14 protein-coding genes are annotated in these 16,804 nt (G+C 76.9%); 7 read left to right on the top strand and 7 right to left on the bottom strand.

Features of this window, described 5'->3' with window-relative positions; all coding sequences use genetic code 11:
* The first annotated feature begins 1 nt into the window (after window position 1).
* On the top strand, window positions 2–502 hold the full coding sequence (locus tag ACI769_RS14300) for a nucleoside deaminase (RefSeq protein ID WP_043659420.1): 501 nt from the start codon (window positions 2–4) through the stop codon (window positions 500–502).
* A 60-nt stretch (window positions 503–562) separates the two neighbouring features.
* Here the strand turns inward: ACI769_RS14300 and ACI769_RS14295 are convergent, their stop codons facing one another.
* The gene (locus tag ACI769_RS14295) at window positions 563–1,525 is read right to left on the bottom strand and encodes a hypothetical protein (protein WP_409141788.1); all 963 of its coding nucleotides are present in this window, start codon (window positions 1,523–1,525) and stop codon (window positions 563–565) included.
* 83 nt (window positions 1,526–1,608) lie between these two features.
* On the opposite strand from ACI769_RS14295, the gene ACI769_RS14290 reads away from it, so the two are divergent.
* On the top strand, window positions 1,609–2,037 hold the full coding sequence (locus tag ACI769_RS14290) for an SRPBCC domain-containing protein (RefSeq protein WP_228485119.1): 429 nt from the start codon (window positions 1,609–1,611) through the stop codon (window positions 2,035–2,037).
* 95 nt (window positions 2,038–2,132) lie between these two features.
* On the opposite strand, the gene ACI769_RS14285 is transcribed toward ACI769_RS14290, so the two are convergent.
* A complete protein-coding gene (locus ACI769_RS14285) occupies window positions 2,133–5,735 on the bottom strand; it encodes a DUF5979 domain-containing protein (RefSeq protein WP_409141787.1) in 3,603 nt (1,200 codons plus the stop codon).
* Window positions 5,736–5,930: 195 nt separating this feature from the next.
* Between ACI769_RS14285 and ACI769_RS14280 the strand changes: the two genes are divergently transcribed.
* Window positions 5,931–7,145: a glycoside hydrolase family 3 N-terminal domain-containing protein gene (locus ACI769_RS14280; RefSeq protein ID WP_369824940.1), complete on the top strand. Its 1,215-nt coding sequence runs from the start codon at window positions 5,931–5,933 to the stop codon at window positions 7,143–7,145.
* A 29-nt stretch (window positions 7,146–7,174) separates the two neighbouring features.
* Entirely contained in the window at window positions 7,175–8,227 is a 1,053-nt protein-coding gene (locus ACI769_RS14275; protein ID WP_114553285.1) for a LacI family DNA-binding transcriptional regulator, read from the top strand.
* 89 nt (window positions 8,228–8,316) lie between these two features.
* On the opposite strand, the gene ACI769_RS14270 is transcribed toward ACI769_RS14275, so the two are convergent.
* From ACI769_RS14270 to ACI769_RS14255, 4 genes are all read right to left on the bottom strand, one after another.
* On the bottom strand, window positions 8,317–8,595 hold the full coding sequence (locus ACI769_RS14270; protein ID WP_137280912.1) for a hypothetical protein: 279 nt from the start codon (window positions 8,593–8,595) through the stop codon (window positions 8,317–8,319).
* A gap of 23 nt (window positions 8,596–8,618) precedes the next feature.
* Window positions 8,619–9,896, bottom strand: coding sequence for an anion permease (locus tag ACI769_RS14265; RefSeq protein WP_409141786.1), 1,278 nt, complete (start codon window positions 9,894–9,896; stop codon window positions 8,619–8,621).
* A gap of 200 nt (window positions 9,897–10,096) precedes the next feature.
* Window positions 10,097–11,893 (bottom strand): hypothetical protein, encoded by a 1,797-nt coding sequence (locus ACI769_RS14260; protein WP_409141785.1) that lies wholly within the window; start codon window positions 11,891–11,893, stop codon window positions 10,097–10,099.
* Between the two features lie 100 nt (window positions 11,894–11,993).
* Window positions 11,994–12,842, bottom strand: a complete 849-nt coding sequence (locus ACI769_RS14255; RefSeq protein ID WP_409141784.1) for an NUDIX hydrolase — start codon at window positions 12,840–12,842, stop codon at window positions 11,994–11,996.
* A 97-nt stretch (window positions 12,843–12,939) separates the two neighbouring features.
* On the opposite strand from ACI769_RS14255, the gene ACI769_RS14250 reads away from it, so the two are divergent.
* From ACI769_RS14250 to ACI769_RS14240, 3 genes are all read left to right on the top strand, one after another.
* Complete coding sequence (locus tag ACI769_RS14250; protein WP_409141783.1) at window positions 12,940–13,983, top strand: SPFH domain-containing protein; 1,044 nt, start codon at window positions 12,940–12,942, stop codon at window positions 13,981–13,983.
* A 2-nt stretch (window positions 13,984–13,985) separates the two neighbouring features.
* On the top strand, window positions 13,986–14,909 hold the full coding sequence (locus tag ACI769_RS14245; protein ID WP_137280915.1) for a hypothetical protein: 924 nt from the start codon (window positions 13,986–13,988) through the stop codon (window positions 14,907–14,909).
* Window positions 14,910–15,076: 167 nt separating this feature from the next.
* The gene (locus tag ACI769_RS14240) at window positions 15,077–15,721 is read left to right on the top strand and encodes a zinc ribbon domain-containing protein (RefSeq protein ID WP_409141782.1); all 645 of its coding nucleotides are present in this window, start codon (window positions 15,077–15,079) and stop codon (window positions 15,719–15,721) included.
* 82 nt (window positions 15,722–15,803) lie between these two features.
* Here ACI769_RS14240 and ACI769_RS14235 read toward each other — a convergent pair whose 3' ends face one another.
* Window positions 15,804–16,766 carry a hypothetical protein gene (locus tag ACI769_RS14235; RefSeq protein WP_409141781.1) on the bottom strand — a complete coding sequence of 321 codons (963 nt, stop codon included), beginning with the start codon at window positions 16,764–16,766 and terminating at the stop codon, window positions 15,804–15,806.
* Window positions 16,767–16,804 lie beyond the last annotated feature (38 nt).

Raw genomic sequence — 16,804 nt, 5'->3', positions numbered from 1 at the left:
CATGAGCGACCAGAGCATGCCCCTGCCGACCGCCGACGACCTCGTGCACCTGCGCCGCTGCGTCGAGCTGGCGCGCGAGGCGCTCGACGACGGCGACGAGCCGTTCGGCTCGCTCCTCGTCGACCGCGACGGGGTCGTGCGGTTCGAGGACCGCAACCGCGTCAAGGACGGCGACGCGACCCGGCACCCCGAGCTCGAGATCGCCCGCTGGGCCGCCGCGCACCTCACGCCCGAGGAGCGGCGCGACGCGACCGTCTACACGTCCGGCGAGCACTGCGCGATGTGCAGCGCGGCGCACGCGTGGGTCGGCCTCGGCCCGGTCGTCTACGCCGCGAGCACGACGCAGCTCGTCGGGTGGCTGGAGGAGTGGGGCGTCGCGCCGGGCCCGGTGCGCCCGCTCGCGATCGGCGACGTCGCGCCCGGCGTCGCCGTGCGCGGTCCCGCGTACGAGCTCGAGGTGGAGGTCCGCGCGCTGCACGCGCGTCTGCACGGCGTCTCCTGACCGGGGCCCGCCCGCCCGGCGTCGTGCACCCGGGCCGCTCCCGCCCGCGGGACGACGCTCTCAGGCGTCGAGCGCGTGCGCGACGGTGCGCGCGACCTCCGGGACGGCCAGGTACCCGGCGGGCCGGCCGCCGTCGAGCAGGACGGCCGCCGCGTGGTGGCCCGGCGCGGCGTTCGCGACGACGAGCTCCTCGATCTCCGGCGACGCCGGGTCGAGCGGGAACGCCGCGGGCCCGAGGCCGTGCAGCGCGAGCGCGTCCCGGGGGTCGCGCGCCGCGACCCACCGCCGCACGGGGGCCGGCACGCGCAGCGGGGCGCGCGCGGCGAGGACGTCCCGGATCGCGCGGACGGCGAGCGGGGACCCGAGCGTGAGCAGGAGCGGCACGTCCCAGCGCGCGGCGTCGGGGTGCTCGCGCAGCACGGCGTAGGCGAGGACCGACCCGAGCGAGTGCGCGACGACGACGGCGGGCCCGTCCGTGGGGATCGCGGCGGCGAGCGCGTCGTCGATCGTCGTGCGGACGGCGTCGTCGTGCAGGTACGCCCAGACGTCGCGCGCGAGCAGCGCGACGACGGCGCCGCTCAGGCCCGGCACGGACCGGTCGAGCGCGGACAGCAGCAGGTTGAGCCACGCGCCGACGTCGCCCCCGACGACGCCCGGCCCGGCGCCCTCCGGGCGCGCCGGCACCGTCACGCCCGCGGCGCGCAGCACCTCCTCGGCGACGGCCGCCACGAACGCGGCCTCCTCCGCGGCCTCTTCCGTGGCCTCGGCCGCGGACGCCGCTGTGACCCCGTCGCGCGCCGCACCGACCGCGTGCACGGTGACCGGCGGCGGCGTCGTGGCACCCCCGACGAGGGCGGCGAGCGTGTCGCCGTAGTAGACGAACGCCGTGTCCGCGTCGCGCACGACGACGCCCGAGCCCGCCGCCGCGAGGCCCGCGTCGAGGACCTCGGTCCACGTGCGGTCGAGCTGCTCGGCGTCGAGCCCCTGGTTGTCGCGGCCGTGGACGAGCACGAGTCGGGTCACGCGCCGAACCTACCGGCTGCCGGTGCCGCCCGGAGGGTCTACCGTCGGGCCCAGGAGCCAGCCCCCACCCCCCGGAGTCCCCCGTGAACGACCGCACCCTGACCGAGCACAGCACGACCGTCGAGACCCACGTCGCCCGACCCCCGCAGGTCGTCTGGGCCGAGCTCATGCACCCGAGCGCCCGCTGGATGCTGGGCATGAACATCGAGACCGACTTCCGCCCCGGGAGCCCTGTGACGTTCGAGGGCCACTACATGGGCCGCGAGTTCGCGGACTGGGGCACCGTCGTGGCCGTCGAGCGCCCGCGCCTGCTGCATTTCACGCACTTCTCGCCCACCATGGGCCTGCCCGACGTGCCGGAGAGCTACCACGACATCGCGATCACGCTCGAGCCCGACGACTCGGGCACGCTCGTGCGCGTCGTCGAGCGCAACATCGAGACGGCCGAGCGCGCCGAGCGCGCGCACGCCCTGTGGACGAAGGCGCTCGCGACGCTCGCGGGCCACGACTGACGCGTACCGCCCCGCACGACGACGGGCCGGTCACCCCCGCGAGGAGGTGACCGGCCCGTCGGCCGTCCGGCACCGGCCCGACGACGCCCCGCGCGTCAGGCGGTGCGGCGGCGGCGCGCGCGGACCACGAGGAGCGCGGCGCCCGTCCCGACGAGCAGCAGCGCGAGCGTCGTCACGACGACGGCGTCCGCACCCGTGATCGCGAGGCCACCGGCCGACGACGCGGTGTTCGTCACCGTCACGACGACCGGCGCGCCCGCGCCGACCGTCACCCCGGGCACCCGCTCGTCACCGACGGTGAGCACCGGCGTGCCCCAGTCGACGCCGCGGACCGTCGGCAGGTCGGTCTCGGTGAGGCGCACGACGGTCCCCACGGGAAGGTCCTGCGGCCCGTCGACGACCTGCCCGTCGGCCCGCACCGTGAGCGTGCCGGTGACGGGCTCGCCGTCGCGGTCGAACGCGTAGCGGACGGTGAACTCGGTGCTCGCCGGCACGGAGCCCGCCGCGGCCCCCACGACCTCCTTCACGACGGAGAACCCGCCCACGGCCTGGTCGGCCGTGTTCGTCACCGTGACCAGCGGGTCCGTCCCCTCGCCGACGACGAGCGTCGGCGGGCTGAACACGGGCGTGCCCCACACGACGCCGTCGACCGCGGGCAGGTCCGTCTCGCCGAACGTCACGACCGTCCCGGCCGGGAGGTTCTGCGGCCCGGCGACGACCGTGCCGTCGGCCGGGACCTCGACGGAACCGCCCACGGGCGTGCCCTCGAGCTCGTACGCGTACGTGACCGTGAACGTCGTCCCCGCGGGGACGAGGTCCGCGCGGTCGCCCACGACCTCCTTCGCGACGGAGAACCCGCCGACCGCGGCCACGTCCTGGGTCGTGTTGGTCAGCGTGACGAGCGTGTCCTCGCCGTCACCGACCGTGACGGACGCGGGCGAGAACACCGGCGCGCCCCAGACGACGTCGCCCACCTCGGGCAGGTCGGTCTCCGTGAACGTCACGACCGTCCCGACCGGGAGGTCCTGCGGGCCGTCGACGGCCGTGCCGTCGGCGCGCACCGTGAGCGTCCCGGCGAGCGGGCCGTCGTGGGTGAACCCGGCGGGCAGCGCCGCGGACCACGCGACCGAGAACTCCGTGCCCGGGGGCACGCTCCCGGCGAGGTCGCCCGTGACGGTCTTCGCGACGGAGAAGCCCCCGACGAGCGCGTCGGCCTGGTTGGTCAGCGCGACGCCCGCGACGGCGTCGCCGTCGCCGATGGTCACCGTCGCGGGCGAGAACACCGGCTCGCCCCACGCGACCCCGGGGACCGTCGGCAGCGGCTGCCGCTCGGCGAAGCGCACGACGGTGCCCGCCGGGAGGTCCTGCGGCCCCGCGTCGACCGTGCCGTCGGCGCGGACGGTGAGCGTGCCCTGCGTGTCCCCCGCGTACTCGGCGCCCTCGGGGAGCTCCGCCGTCCAGTCGACGAGGAACTCCGTGCCGCCGGGGACGGCGCCGGCCGCGCCGCCCGCGACGGTCTTCTGGACGGCGAACCCGCCGACCTCCTGCACCGCCTCCGCGGCGTTCGTCAGCGTGACCTCGACGGCCGCACCCTCGGTCACCGTCACCGACGGCCCCGGGTCGAACGACGGGACGCCCCACACGACGCCCTCGATCGCGGGCAGCGGCTGCTGCTCCGCGAGCGTCACGACCGTGCCGACCGGGAGGTCCGCGGGGCCGCTCGCGAGCGTGCCGTCGGCGCGCACGGTGAGCGTGCCGGAGGTCGGGCCGTCGTAGGCGATGCCCGCGGGGACCGTCGCGCGCCAGTCGACGAGGAACGCGGTGCTCGCCGGGACGTCGCCCGCGGCGGAGCCCTCGACGGCCTTGCGGACCGCGAACCCGCCGACGACGGGGTCCGCGACGTTGGTGACCGTCACCGCGACACCCGTCGCGCCCTCGACGACCGTCACCGGCCCGGCCGGGCTCACGGCCGGGTCGCCCCACGCGACGCCGTCGACCACCGGGAGCGGCAGCCGCTCGGTGAACGTCACCGTCGTGCCGACCGGGAGGTCGGCGGGCCCGGCCACCACGGCGCCGTCCGCGCGCACGGTCAGGGTGCCGGTGAGCGCGCCGTCGTACGTCGTGCCCTGCGGCAGCGTGGCCTCCCAGTCGACGAGGAACGCGGTGTCCGCCGGGACGAGGCCGAGGGCGTCCCCGGCGAGGACCTTCGCCACCGTGAAGCCGCCCACGGCGGTGGTCCCGCCACCGGCGTTCGCGGTGTTCACCACGGTGACCGTGACCGTCCGGCCCGCGACGACGGTGAACTGCGCCGGGTCACCGAGCGGCTCGCCGTCCACGCGGACCACCGGCGTGCCCCACTCGACCCCCGCCACCGACGGCAGGTTCGTCTCGCGGACCGTGACGACCGTGCCCTCCGGCAGGGTCGGCCCGTTCAGCAGAGCCCCGCTGATCGGGACCGTGAGCGTGTCGCCCCCGGTGACGCCGTCGGGCTGCTCGTAGGTGTACTCCACCTGGAACGTCGTGCCCGCGGGCACGTCCGCGGCCGCCTCGCCCGTCACGGTCTTCTGCACGGCGAAGCTCGCGCCCCCGGTGCAGTCGAACGGCCCGGGCCCGATCCACGGGTAGCTGTGCATCTCGAGCCCGCCGGTCACGCTCGGGTCGCCGAAAGTGAGGTTGCCGCCCACGAGGACGCGGCCGTTCGTGCTCGTCGTGATCGTCGCGTCCGCGACCGGCGCCACGATCGTGCCGAGGAACTGGTCGGCCCGGCCGAGCGAGAGCTCGGGCGTGGACGCGAAGTTCCACAGGGTGCGCGCGGCCCAGTTCCCGAAGCCGGGGTTCGAGTTGAAGTCGTTGATGAACGGCGAGCCGTTGCCCTCCCAGTAGTTGGGGCTCAGGCTCACCGGGGCGTCGCCGGTCACGTTGATCGCGATCGCGACGTCGTCCGGCACGTTCGCGAAGACGATCTCCTTGACGCCCGCGAGCTGCGCGGCGTCGACGGTGAACACCTGCGGGTCGGCGGTGCCGACGCCGGTGAAGGTCACCCGGTTCCCCGCGACGACGCCCGCCGCGGTCGCCGGCCACCCGGCGATCGTCGCCGACGCCTCCGCGACGACGTCGCCGTAGCCGGCCCACTCGCCGAGAGCGGCCGCGCCCATGCCCTGCGTGACCGGGGCGTCCGCGCCCGGCGTCGTCCCGGCGGTCGAGAGCGACCCGCCGCCCGTGACCGCGGCGCCCACGTCCACCGCGCCGCCGGTCGGCAGCGTCGAGCCGACGGTGACGCTCGTCTCCGCCCCGATGTCCAGGCCTCCCCCGACGGCGAGCATCACCGCGCCGTCCGGCGGCGTGATCTGCGACCCCGCGCCGACCGCGCCGATGCTGAAGTTCCCGGGGGCGTCGATCGTCGCCTCCCCCGTGACGACGAGCAGCCCCTCCGACTCCGCGGCGCTCGCCGTGGCGAGGTAGTCGCCCCCGGTCCACACCGTGACGTTCGTGTCCGTGAACAGCGGCGGCGTCTGGCCGACGTTCGGCATGTCCCCCGGCGCGGGGCAGGACCCGACCGCGGCGGACGCCGGGCGCGCCTGCGGCCCCGAGACGAGGACGACGGCGCCGGCCAGGGCGAGCACGGCGGCGACGAGCGCCGCGACCGCTCTGCGCAGGCGTCCGGGTGCGACGCGGAGGGAGGGTGGGCGAGGGGTCATGCCGGGCTCCAGGTTCGGGGGGTGCGCCCCGCGGCCGCGAGGCCAGGACGCCATGTCACCCAGGAGACGCGCCGGGACGCCGATCATGACGCGAACCCGGTGGTGACGCCGGTCATACCCCCCCGGGGTGGCGGGATCGTCCTGGACGGCCCCCTCTGCGGCCGTCGGGCTACCGTGGCGTCGGAGGTGTCGCCTGTGACCGCTCGTGCCCGGACCACCTGGATCGTCGTCGCCGTCGTGACCGCGCTCGCCGCCGTGGCGGCCGTCGCCTGGTACCTCACGCGGCCCGCCCCCGCGCCGCAGGCCCCGCCGTCGGGCACGCCGTCCGCCCCGGCCGACCCGACGCCGTCGGGCACGTCACCGACGCCGTCCACCCCGCCCGAGGACCCCCTGGCCGGGTGGACGCTCGAGCAGAAGGTGGGGCAGCTCTTCATGGTCGGGGTCGACGTGCGGGACCCGCAGCAGGTGAGCTACGACGCCGTCTCGCGGCTGCACGTGGGCAACGTGTTCCTCGCGGGCCGCTCGCAGGCCGGGACCGGCCCGACGGCGGACCTCGTCGCGGGCTTCACGGCGCTCGTCTCCCCGGAGACGACGAACGGCACCCCGCTGTTCGTCGCGACCGACCAGGAGGGCGGGAAGGTCCAGGTGCTGCGCGGGCCCGGGTTCTCGCAGATCCCGGCGGCGACCGACCAGGCCCGCCTCGACCCGGCGACGCTCCAGGCCGACGCGACCACGTGGGGCGCCGAGCTCGCCGCGGCGGGCGTGAACCTCAACCTCGCGCCCGTGATGGACCTCGTGCCCGAGGGGACGGCCGCGCAGAACCCGCCGATCGGGGCCTTCCAGCGCAGCTACGGGTTCACGCCGGACTCGGTCACGTCGCACGCGAACGCGTTCAGCGCCGGGATGGAGGCGTCGGGCGTGGACGTGACGATCAAGCACTTCCCCGGGCTCGGCCGCGTCACCGAGAACACCGACACCGACGCCGGGGTCACCGACGACGTGACGACGCGCGACGACGCGTCGGTCGCCGTCTTCGCGTCGGGCATCGAGGCCGGCGCGGCGTTCGTCATGACCTCCACGGCCGTCTACCCGCAGATCGACGGGACGCTCCCCGCGGCCTTCTCGCCCGTCGTCGTGGACGGGATGCTGCGGGGCGACCTGGGGTTCGACGGCGTCGTCCTCACCGACGACGTGTCCGCCGCGCAGCAGGTGCAGGCCTGGTCGCCCGCGGACCGCGCCGTCCTGACGATCGCCGCGGGCGGCGACATGGTGCTGGCGTCCGCGGACCCGAGCGTCGTCGAGCCCATGGTGGCGGCCGTCGTCGAGCGGGCGTCGAGCGACGACGCGTTCGCCGCGCAGGTCGACGCGGCCGTGCTGCGCGTGCTCGCGGCGAAGGAGCGGCTGCGCTGAGCGCACGGCCCGGCGGTATAACTGACCGCATGGCTGCCCGTCGCCCCGCTCCCCGCCCGACGCTCGAGGCCGTCGCGGCCGTCGCAGGCGTCTCCCGCGCCACGGTGTCCCGCGTGATCAACGGCGTGCCGACGGTGGACCCGGCGATCGTGGCGGTCGTCGAGCAGGCGATCGACGAGACGGGCTACGTCCCCAACCTCGCCGCCCGGACGCTCGTGACCCGGCGCACGGGGTCGGTCGCGCTCGTCGTGTCCGAGCCGTCGGAGCAGCGCTCCCCGAGCCCGTTCCTCGAGCGGCTGTTCACCGACCCGTACATCGGGCGCGTGACGGCGGGCGCGCAGCTGGTGCTGCGCCCGCGCGACATCCACCTCGCGATCCTGCCCGCGGACCCGCCCGCGCACGACCAGGTCGTGCGCTACGTGCGGCAGGGGCACGTCGACGGCGTCCTGCTCATCACGTCGAGCGCGAGCGACCCGCTGCCGGCACGGTTCGCCGCGCTCACGGTCCCGGTCGTGCTGTCGACGCACCTCGACGGGGTCGACGAGGCGGCCGGCGTGAGCTGGGTGGACCTCGACCAGGCCGCCGGCGGCCGGATCGCCGCCGAGCGTCTGATCGCGGACGGCCGCACGCGCCTCGCGACCGTCGCCGGGCCGTCGGACGTGCCGTTCGCGCGGGGACGCCGCGACGGCTTCCTCGAGGCGGTGCGGGCCGCCGGGCTCGCGGAGCCGTTCGTCGTGGAGGGCGACTTCACGCGCGCGGGCGGGGAGGCCGCGGCGCGCGAGCTGCTCGCCGCGCGACCGGACGTCGACGGCGTGTTCGGCGCGAGCGACCTCATGGCCGACGGCGCGTCCCTCGTCCTGCAGGAGGCGGGCCGCCACGTCCCGCAGGACGTGGCCGTCGTCGGCTTCGACGACTCGACGGTCGCGCGCCAGGCGCACCCGCCGCTCACGACGGTCCGGCAGCCGGTCGAGGAGATGGCGGCCGAGATGGCGCGGCTCCTGCTCGCCGCGATCGACGACCCGGACACCGACGCGCGCTCGGTCCTGTTCGAGCCGCACCTCGTGGTCCGCGACTCCGCCTGACCCCCACCCGCTGAGTGCAGGAAAAAGTCGCGGTCGGGACGTCCGACCGCGACTCTTTCCTGCACTCAGCGGGAGCGTGTCGTCCCGGGTCAGTGGCCTCCGCCCGCGACGAACGCGATGCCGGCCGCGATCGCGACGACCACGACGGCGAAGCACACGATCGCGCCGACCTGGCGCGGGCGGGTCGCGCGCTCGACGCGCACGGTGCGGCCGTCGGACGTGAAGCGGCCGTCCGGGGTGCCGACCTCGACGGGCATGGCACGCCCGGCGGCGAGCCGGACCCCCAGGGCGAACAGGGCGGGCAGGCCCGCGCCGACGACGAGGCCGGCGACGACGACCTTGAGCAGCGAGTCGATCTCGACGAACACGGTTCTCTCCTCCGGGCTGCCGGTCAGACGCCCGCGCGCTGGCGCGAGGCGGGCGTGGTCGGGGTGGCGGGCGCCGGGGTTGGCGCGGCGTCGGTGAACGGGTCGGCGACGTCGAGGCGACGCTCGAGCGCGGCCTCGCGCGCCTCGACGACCTCGGACTCGAGCCCGGCGTCCACCGCGCCCTCCTCCCAGGCGTCGTTGACGTTCGTGTGGTCGACGGGCTTGCGGCGCGAGGCGATCCAGATGGCCAGCGAGGACCCGACGAGGATCGCGAACACGACGACGGTCCCGGCGGCGCCCCCGATGCCGTGCTGGATGCCGTAGCAGGCCGCGCCGACGAGGCCGGCGGCCGGGAGCGTGAGGCCCCACGCGGCGAGCATGCGGCCCGCGACGCCCCAGCGGACCTTCGCGCCGGGCATCCCGACGCCCGAGCCGAGGATCGAGCCGGTGGCGACGTGCGTCGTCGAGAGCGAGTAGCCGAACAGGCCCGACATGAGGATGACCGCGGCGGACGACGTCTCGGCCGCCATGCCCTGGCGGGTGTCGATCTCGACGAGACCCTTGCCGAGCGTGCGGATGATCCGCCAGCCGCCCAGGTACGTGCCGAGGGCCATGAAGAACGCGCAGGACAGGATGACCCAGAACGGCACGCTCGAGTCGGCCGGGACGGCGCCCGCCGCGATGAGCGCGAGCAGGATGATGCCCATCGACTTCTGCGCGTCGTTGGTGCCGTGCGCGAGCGAGACGAGCGACGCGGAGCCGACCTGGCCCCAGCGGAACGCCCGCGTGGAGACGTCCTCGGGGACGTCGCGCGTGAGGCGGGCCACGGCCCACGTGCCGACGCTCGCGACGCCGACCGCGATGAGCGGGGCGAGCAGCGCGGGGATGAGCACCTTGGCGGCGACGCCGCTCCAGATGACGCCCTGCGTGCCGACGGCCGCGAGCACGGAGCCCACGACGCCGCCGATGAGGGCGTGCGACGAGCTCGACGGGATGCCGAGCAACCAGGTCAGGAGGTTCCAGGTGATGCCGCCCACGAGTCCCGCGAGGACGACCTCGAGGGTGATGACGTCGGCGTCGACCAGACCCTTCGCGATGGTCGCCGCGACGGCCAGGGAGAGGAACGCCCCGACCATGTTGAGGACGGCGGAGAGGGCGACGGCGGTCTTGGGCTTGAGGGCCTTGGTGGCGATGGACGTGGCCATCGCGTTGCCCGTGTCGTGGAAGCCGTTGGTGAAGTCGAAGGCCAGTGCGGTCACGACGACGAGCACCAGCAGGAGCGTCTCGGTCACGTCGTCCATGGTGCGGTCACGACCGCCGCGCGCTCGACCATCCTGTGGATTCTTCCGCCACTGTTCACCGACAGTTCATCCGGCGTTCGAAGCCCTCGTTCGAACGCCGGAGGGGCCCGTCCGCTCCCGGGCCGGACGGCCCGGGAGCGGGGGCGGACGGCCCCTGGCGCGGCCGCATCGGGCGGGCCCGGCGCGGCCGTCCGCCCGCGTCAGGCCGGGGTTCGGGCGGCGAGCTCGGCGAGGGTGTCGTCGAGGTCCGCGACGACGGTCGCGACGGCCTCGCGCTGGGTCCGCGCGCGCTCCGCGGACGCGGCCACGGCGGTGCGCGCCTCGGCGAGGTCGGCGTCGAACCGGTCCGCGCGGGCCTGCGCCTCGGCGCGCTGGTCGCGCGCGCGGCGCTCCCCTGCGAACCACTGCCACGCGGCGAGGCCGGCCGCGACGACGGCCACCGTGAACCACGCCGGCGAGGCGGCGAGGCCGAGCACGACGCCGAGCACCGCGACCGCGGCGGTCCCGCCGACGGCCCCCCACGACACGCCGTCCACCGGTTGCGCGAGGAGCTCCGCGCGGGCCGTCGCGGCCGGTGCGGCGCCGTCCTCGGTCGGCGTGACCGTCACGGTGCGGCCCCCGAGGCGCAGCTCGCGCGACGGCGCGGGCGCCGCCGCGAGCTCCGCGGCCCGCGCGTGGGTCGCGGCCCGGAGCTCCTCGGCGACGAGCGGGCCCGCGAGCGCCGCGCGCCCGGGGTCGGTCCCGCGGGCATCCTCGACGAGCAGGTCGACGAGCGTCCCCGCCGGGGCGTCCCACCCGGGCCCGTCCTCCCGTGGTGCTCGCCCGACGCGCTCGTCGAGCAGCGCCGCCCGGTCCAGGAGCCCGCGCTCCACGGGCGCCCCCTCGTCCACGAGCGACGCGACGACGTGGAGCAGCGCCGCGCCGGGCGCCCCGGGGGTCCCGGCCGGGTCGTCGGCGCCCCCGACGGCCGGCGAGTCCGCCGCACCGGCGGCGGACGCACCGGGGCCGACAGCGACGGGTGCGACGGCGGGCGTCGGCGCGCCGGTCGGGAGGGGTCCGGGGGCCGGCGCGAGCACCGCGACCTCCCCCGCCACGAGCGCGCGCGACCACGCCGTCCACGACCGCAGGAGCGGGAGCGCGTCGGGGGCGGCGGCCCGACGGCGCGCCCCGGCCGCGTTCCCTGCGGCCTCGGGGCTGCCCCAGGCCGCGCCGTCGGCGGGCGGCTCGGGCAGCGACGGCGCCGCCTCCAGGAGCCGGGCCCGCCAGCGGGCGCGCGCGTCGTCGTCGAGCAGCGCGACCCGCTCCGCGAGCGCGCGGCGCACGACCTCGACCCCGTCGCCGCCGAGGTGACCGGCCGCGGCCGCGACCCACAGCGCGCGCTCGGCCCCGGTGACGCCCACCTCGTCGGGCCCCTCGCCCGCGCCCGGCGACGGCTCGGGGGCGCCGTCGGCGCTCCCCCAGCGCGCGGCGGGCAGGACGGGCGCGTCGAGCACCCCCGGCACCCACTCGCGCGCGAGACCGGGCTGCCCGACGAGCGCGCACACCGCGACGAGGTACGTCGCGGCACGACGGCGGTCGCGCAGCAGGGCCTCCTCGGCGGCCTCCCGGTCGAGCCGCCCGGCGGGGAGCTCGGCGACCGCGAGCGCGGCGGGCACGAGCCAGTAGCCGGGCACGTCCACGAGGTCCGGGGAGCTCCGCAGGTGGGACACGTCGCCTTCCCCCGTGACGACGGCCCGCGTGAGGGCGCGCGCCGCGTCGCGGGCGCGGCGCGCGGGCGTGAAGAGCGCGAGCTCCTCACGGACCTCGCCGAGCTCGATGAGCGCGTTGACGAGGCGCGTCAGCACCTCGACGCGGCTCGACAGGTCGCCCTCGAGCGACCGCAGGCGGCGGTGGAGCGACGCCTCGCGGGACCGCGCCATCGCGGCCTGGGCGGCGAGCTCGTCGGACAGGGCCCGCATGTTGCCCTGGTCGCTGCGCCAGGAGCTGTACGTCGACATGCGCGCGAGCGTACTCAGCGGCGCGGCGCTGTCGAGGGGGAGAACTCCCCTGGCGTGGGCCGTCGGTGCGGGGCGCGGAGGCCGGGGCCCGGCCGCGCGGTCAGCGGCGCGGGCGCATGAGGGGCGGGTCGAGCACCGCCGGCACGCTCGCGGGGGCGTCGTCCGGGTCGACCGCGGCGGCGTCGGATGCCGCGACGTCGACCGCGGCGGCGTCGACCGCGGCGGCGTCGGGTCCGGCGCCCGGCTGCGGGCCCGGCGCCGGGCGCGCGGCCCGGTAGAGCGCCGCGGGCCGCCCGGCCCCGCCCGACGTCGTGCGGCCCGTGTCCTCGAGGAAGCCCGCGGTCGTCGTGGCCTTGCGGGAGAAGTTCCGCGGGTCCAGCCGCACGCCCCAGACGGCCTCGTAGACGCGCCGCAGGTCGGCGACGGTGAACTCGGGCGGGCAGAACGCCGTCGCGAGCGCGGAGTACTCGAGCTTGGCGCGGGCCCGCTCGACGCCGTCGGCGAGGATCCGCGCGTGGTCGAACGCGAGGCCGGCCCCCGGCCCGTCCCCGAGCAGGGGCTCGACGGGGTGCCAGGCCGCTCCCCCGGCGTCGGACCCGGCGTGCACGACGCCGAACTCGGGCGCGAGCAGGAGGTACGCGACCGAGAGGACCGGGCCGCGCGGGTCGCGGTCGAGCGGGCCGTAGGTACGGAGCTGCTCCAGGTGCCCGGGCGGCCGGACGCCCGTCTCCTCGGCGAGCTCGCGGCGCGCCGCGCGGGCGAGCCGCTCGCCCGGCAGCACGAACCCGCCGGGGAGCGCGAGCGCGCCGCGGTACGGCTCGACGCCGCGCTCGACGAGGAGCACGTGCAGCGCGTCGTCGCGCACGGTGAGCGCGACGACATCGACCGTGACGGGCAGCAGGGCCGCGCCGGGCGGGACGTCCGGTGCTTGGGCAGCGGGAGGGGCCATGGGCCCATCGTCGCATATTCGGGTCAGGTTGACGAGAACCCGCACGCGCGCCTACGCTCGTTTTCGTCAGGTTGACGAAAATAGATCGGAGACGACCATGGCCACCATCCGCACCTACCCCTGGACGCGGCACTTCCTCGGGAGCCCCACCGGGCACGTCGTGCACCTGCGCCGTGGGCGCGTCGCCCACGAGGGCGTCGGCCAGGCGTTCTGGTTCCGACCCACGACGTCGGTCCTCTCCGAGGTCCCCGTCGACGACCAGGAGCTCCCCGTCTTCTTCCATGCCGTGACCGCCGACCACCAGGACGTCACGGTGCAGGCCGGCGTGACATACCGGTTCGCCGACCCGGTGACCGTCTCGCAGCGCCTCGACTTCGCGGTCGACCCGGGCAGCGGCGAGACGAGCACCGCCGGGCGCGACCAGGTGACGAGCATCGTCGGGCGCCTCGCGCAGAGCCGGGCCACCGACGCGCTCGCCGCGATGCCCCTCGCCGACGCCCTGACGATCGGCGTGCCGCGCGTGCGCGACGTCCTCGCCGAGGCGCTGACCACCGATCCGCGCCTCACCACGACGGGCATCGTCGTCATCGGCGTCCAGGTGCTCGCCGTGCGGCCGGAGAAGGACGTCGAGCGCGCGCTCCAGACGCCCGCGCGCGAGCACGTGCAGGCCGAGGCCGACCGCGCGACCTACGAGCGCCGGGCCCTCGCCGTCGAGCGCGAGCGGGCGATCGCGGAGAACGAGCTCGCGAGCAAGATCGAGCTCGCGACCCGGCGCGAGCGCCTCGTCGCCCAGGAGGGCGCGAACGCGCGGCGCGAGGCCGAGGAGAAGGCGGCTGCGGCCCTCGTCGACGCCCGGGCGACCGCCGAGCGCGCCCAGCTCGCGACCGACGCCAAGGCGGAGCAGGTGCGCGTCGTCGGCGCGGCCGAGGCCGCCGCCGAGCAGGCTCGCATGGACGTGTACGCGAGCGCCGGGCAGGGCACGCTCCTCGCGCTCGCGCTGCGCGAGGCAGCCGGGTCGTTGCCCGACGTGCAGAACCTCACCATCACGCCCGACCTGCTCACCGGGGTGCTGTCGACCCTGGCCCGCGGGCTCGGCCCCGACGGCGGGTCGCCCGCCGCGGCGCCCGGGAAGGCGGCCTGACGATGCTCCGGCGACGTGCCGTCGTCGTGCACCGGCGCACCGAGCTCGACGACCTGCTGGACCGGCACGGGACGCGCGGCCAGGCGGAGTTCTTCCTCCGGTCGCGCGGCCGGTCGCTGGCCGAGGTGCAGGCGCGGCACGACGCCCTCACCGCCGCGCGCGACGCCGTCGTGGCCGCGCTGCCCGCAGGCTGGGCGCGCGCCGACGTCGAGCGCGCGGACCTGTCGCGGTTCCTCGTCGCGCCCGAGGACGTGGTGGTGGTCGTGGGGCAGGACGGCCTCGTCGCGAACGTCGCGAAGTACCTGCACGGCCAGCCGGTCCTCGGCGTCGACCCGGAGCCCGGCGTGAACGCGGGCGTGCTCGTGCGGCACCAGGTCGCGGCGGCGACGACCCTCCTGCGCGGGCTCGGGAGCGACGCCGAGGCGCCGGGCGGCGCGCCCGACCGGGTGGCGGTGCTGCCCGTCGACGCCCTGACCATGGTCCGCGCCGACCTCGACGACGGCCAGCACCTCACCGCGCTCAACGAGGTGTTCGTCGGGCACCCCAGCCACCAGAGCGCGCGCTACACGCTGCGCTGCGGGGCGGGCGAGGAGCGCCAGTCGTCGTCGGGCGTGCTCGTCGCGACGGGCACGGGCGCGACGGGCTGGTGGGCGTCGCTCGCGCACGACCGCGGCGGGCGGCGTGCCCCGGGGCGCACCGAGCACCGGCTCGGCTGGTTCGTCCGCGAGGCGTGGCCGTCACCCGCGACGGGTGTCTCGCTCACCGAGGGCGTCGTCGAGGAGGGGGCCGACGTCGCGCTCACCGTCGCCTCGGACCGGCTCGTCGTGTTCGGCGACGGCGTGGAGGACGACCGCCTCGTCGCCTCGTGGGGCCAGACCGTGACGGTCCGCACCGCCGACGCCCCGCTCCGCCTCGTCCGCCCCTGACCCCCGGCCGAGGCGCCCGCCGGTCGACCCGATTTCACCCGGGTGATCCGTCGGGACGGCGAGGGTCGGTGGGTAGCATCGCAGCGGTCACGGGATCCCCATGACTCCCCCCTCCCGCGGGCTGGCCTGCGGGGACGCCGACCCCACGAGCCCACCGAGGTCCCGCCATGAGCACGCCCATCGCCTTCACCGACAACGTCCGCGACCTGTCGAACGCCGGGGGCTACCAGTTCGAGTTCCGGTGCGAGCGCTGCGGCAACGGCTACCGCTCCGCCTACCGGACGGACGTCGTCGCGAAGGGCAGCAGCCTCGTCCAGGCGGCGGGCCGGTTCTTCGGGGGCAAGGTCGCCGACCTCTCCTACGCGGCGGGGTCGTGGGCCGCGGACCGCCAGACCAACTCGTCGGCGAAGGACAAGGCGCTCGACGCCGCCGTCGGCGAGGTGCGCGACGCGTTCCGCCAGTGCCACGGGTGCGGCGACTGGATGTGCCACGAGGTCTGCTGGAATGAGGCCGTGGGGCAGTGCGTGCGTTGCTCGCCCAAGCAGGTGGAGGAGCTCGCCCAGCTCCAGGCCGAGGCCCGCCGGTACCAGGTCCAGGAGCAGCTCCGCACGACCGACCTCGTCGGCGGCGCGGACCTCCGGACGGCCGCCGTGACGCGGTGCCCGTCGTGCGCCGCGAAGGTCGACGGCGGCAAGTTCTGCCCCGAGTGCGGCGAGCGCCTGGCGCAGGTCACCGCGTGCCGCGAGTGCGGCACCTCGAACGCCGCGGGCGCGCGCTTCTGCGCGGAGTGCGGCAGCCCCCAGACCGTCTGACCCCCAGCCGCCGAGCATGCGGCCACCGCCCGTCCGGGACCTCGGACGGGCAGTCACCCCATGCTCGCGGCCTGGTACGGGGTCAGTCTCCGTGTCGGGGGTCGTTCTGGTCTTGCTCGCGCCGGCGGCGGGCGCGGAGCACCGCCTCGCGGCGCTCGCCGATCGCGTCGCTCGTCAGGCTCGTGAGGCGGTCCTGCGCGGCGCGCGCCTCGGCGCGCTCCGCCTCGACGCGCGCCCGGTGCTCGGCCGACTGCGGGCGAGACCGGACGACGCGCGGGCCGTCGCGCATCACGTACCCGTCGGCGTGCCGCTCGAGCCACCGCTCGCGCCGCGCCGCGCGCACGCGCTCGCGGTGGAACCGCCAGTCCCATCGGCGCCGCAGGGCCACCACGGACCACGCGGCGAACGGCACCGCGGCAACCAGCAGCGCGACCCGCCAGCCGGGCGGCAGCGCCGTCGACGCCCCCGCGCTCGCGAGCACCCACGCGACACCGGCCGGGACCGCGGCCCCGGCCTCGCGGCGGTCGGGGTGCCAGCCGCAGACGGCGAAGCGCACGAGGGTGTCCGTGAGCGGCGAGCGCCGCTGCGGCTGGAGGGGCACGGGGAGCGGCCCGGGCACGGGCGGCCCGAGCGTCGTGCCGGGCGCGACCCGGCTCGTGAACGACAGCCGGTCGCCCTGGGAGGACGGCCGCAGCGCCCGCCCGGCGTGCACGGACGCCAGCGCGGCGAGCGGCCAGACGGCGCACGCCAGGAACCACGCGACCGGGCCGGCGAGCACCACGGCGACCGGCGCGACGACCGCGAGCCGCCCGAGCACGGCACCGGGCGACGCGACGAGCTCGGCCCAGGGCTCCTGGTCCGCCGGCGGCGCGAGCAGCCCGTACGCCGCGGGCGCGAGGTACAGGCCCAGGAGGGCGAGCCCGACGGCCGTCCCCACGAGCCCGACGGCGAGGTACCCGACCGGGCGCAGGAGCAGCACGGACCTCCCGGGCGGCGTCGCGTCGCGCGCCGTCCGCGGGTCGGGCGTCACGGTCTCGTCGGTCATCGCTCCCCCTCCGCCTGCGGCCTCACGCCCGCGGGCAC

Source organism: Cellulosimicrobium sp. RS (assembly GCF_046159675.1).
Lineage (GTDB): Bacteria > Actinomycetota > Actinomycetes > Actinomycetales > Cellulomonadaceae > Cellulosimicrobium > Cellulosimicrobium funkei.
Note: the sequence above shows the minus strand (reverse complement) of the source record. Positions and strands in the feature narration are given on the sequence as shown.

Excerpts from the sequence above, each read along its gene's own strand:
- ACI769_RS14255 (WP_409141784.1), bottom strand. The coding sequence starts at position 12,842 with ATGGCCCCTCCCGCTGCCCAAGCACCGGACGTCCCGCCCGGCGCGGCC.
- ACI769_RS14235 (WP_409141781.1), bottom strand. The coding sequence starts at position 16,766 with ATGACCGACGAGACCGTGACGCCCGACCCGCGGACGGCGCGCGACGCG.
- ACI769_RS14245 (WP_137280915.1), top strand. The coding sequence starts at position 13,986 with ATGCTCCGGCGACGTGCCGTCGTCGTGCACCGGCGCACCGAGCTCGAC.
- ACI769_RS14300 (WP_043659420.1), top strand. The coding sequence starts at position 2 with ATGAGCGACCAGAGCATGCCCCTGCCGACCGCCGACGACCTCGTGCAC.
- ACI769_RS14285 (WP_409141787.1), bottom strand. The coding sequence starts at position 5,735 with ATGACCCCTCGCCCACCCTCCCTCCGCGTCGCACCCGGACGCCTGCGC.
- ACI769_RS14265 (WP_409141786.1), bottom strand. The coding sequence starts at position 9,896 with ATGGACGACGTGACCGAGACGCTCCTGCTGGTGCTCGTCGTCGTGACC.
- ACI769_RS14240 (WP_409141782.1), top strand. The coding sequence starts at position 15,077 with ATGAGCACGCCCATCGCCTTCACCGACAACGTCCGCGACCTGTCGAAC.
- ACI769_RS14275 (WP_114553285.1), top strand. The coding sequence starts at position 7,175 with ATGGCTGCCCGTCGCCCCGCTCCCCGCCCGACGCTCGAGGCCGTCGCG.
- ACI769_RS14250 (WP_409141783.1), top strand. The coding sequence starts at position 12,940 with ATGGCCACCATCCGCACCTACCCCTGGACGCGGCACTTCCTCGGGAGC.
- ACI769_RS14260 (WP_409141785.1), bottom strand. The coding sequence starts at position 11,893 with ATGTCGACGTACAGCTCCTGGCGCAGCGACCAGGGCAACATGCGGGCC.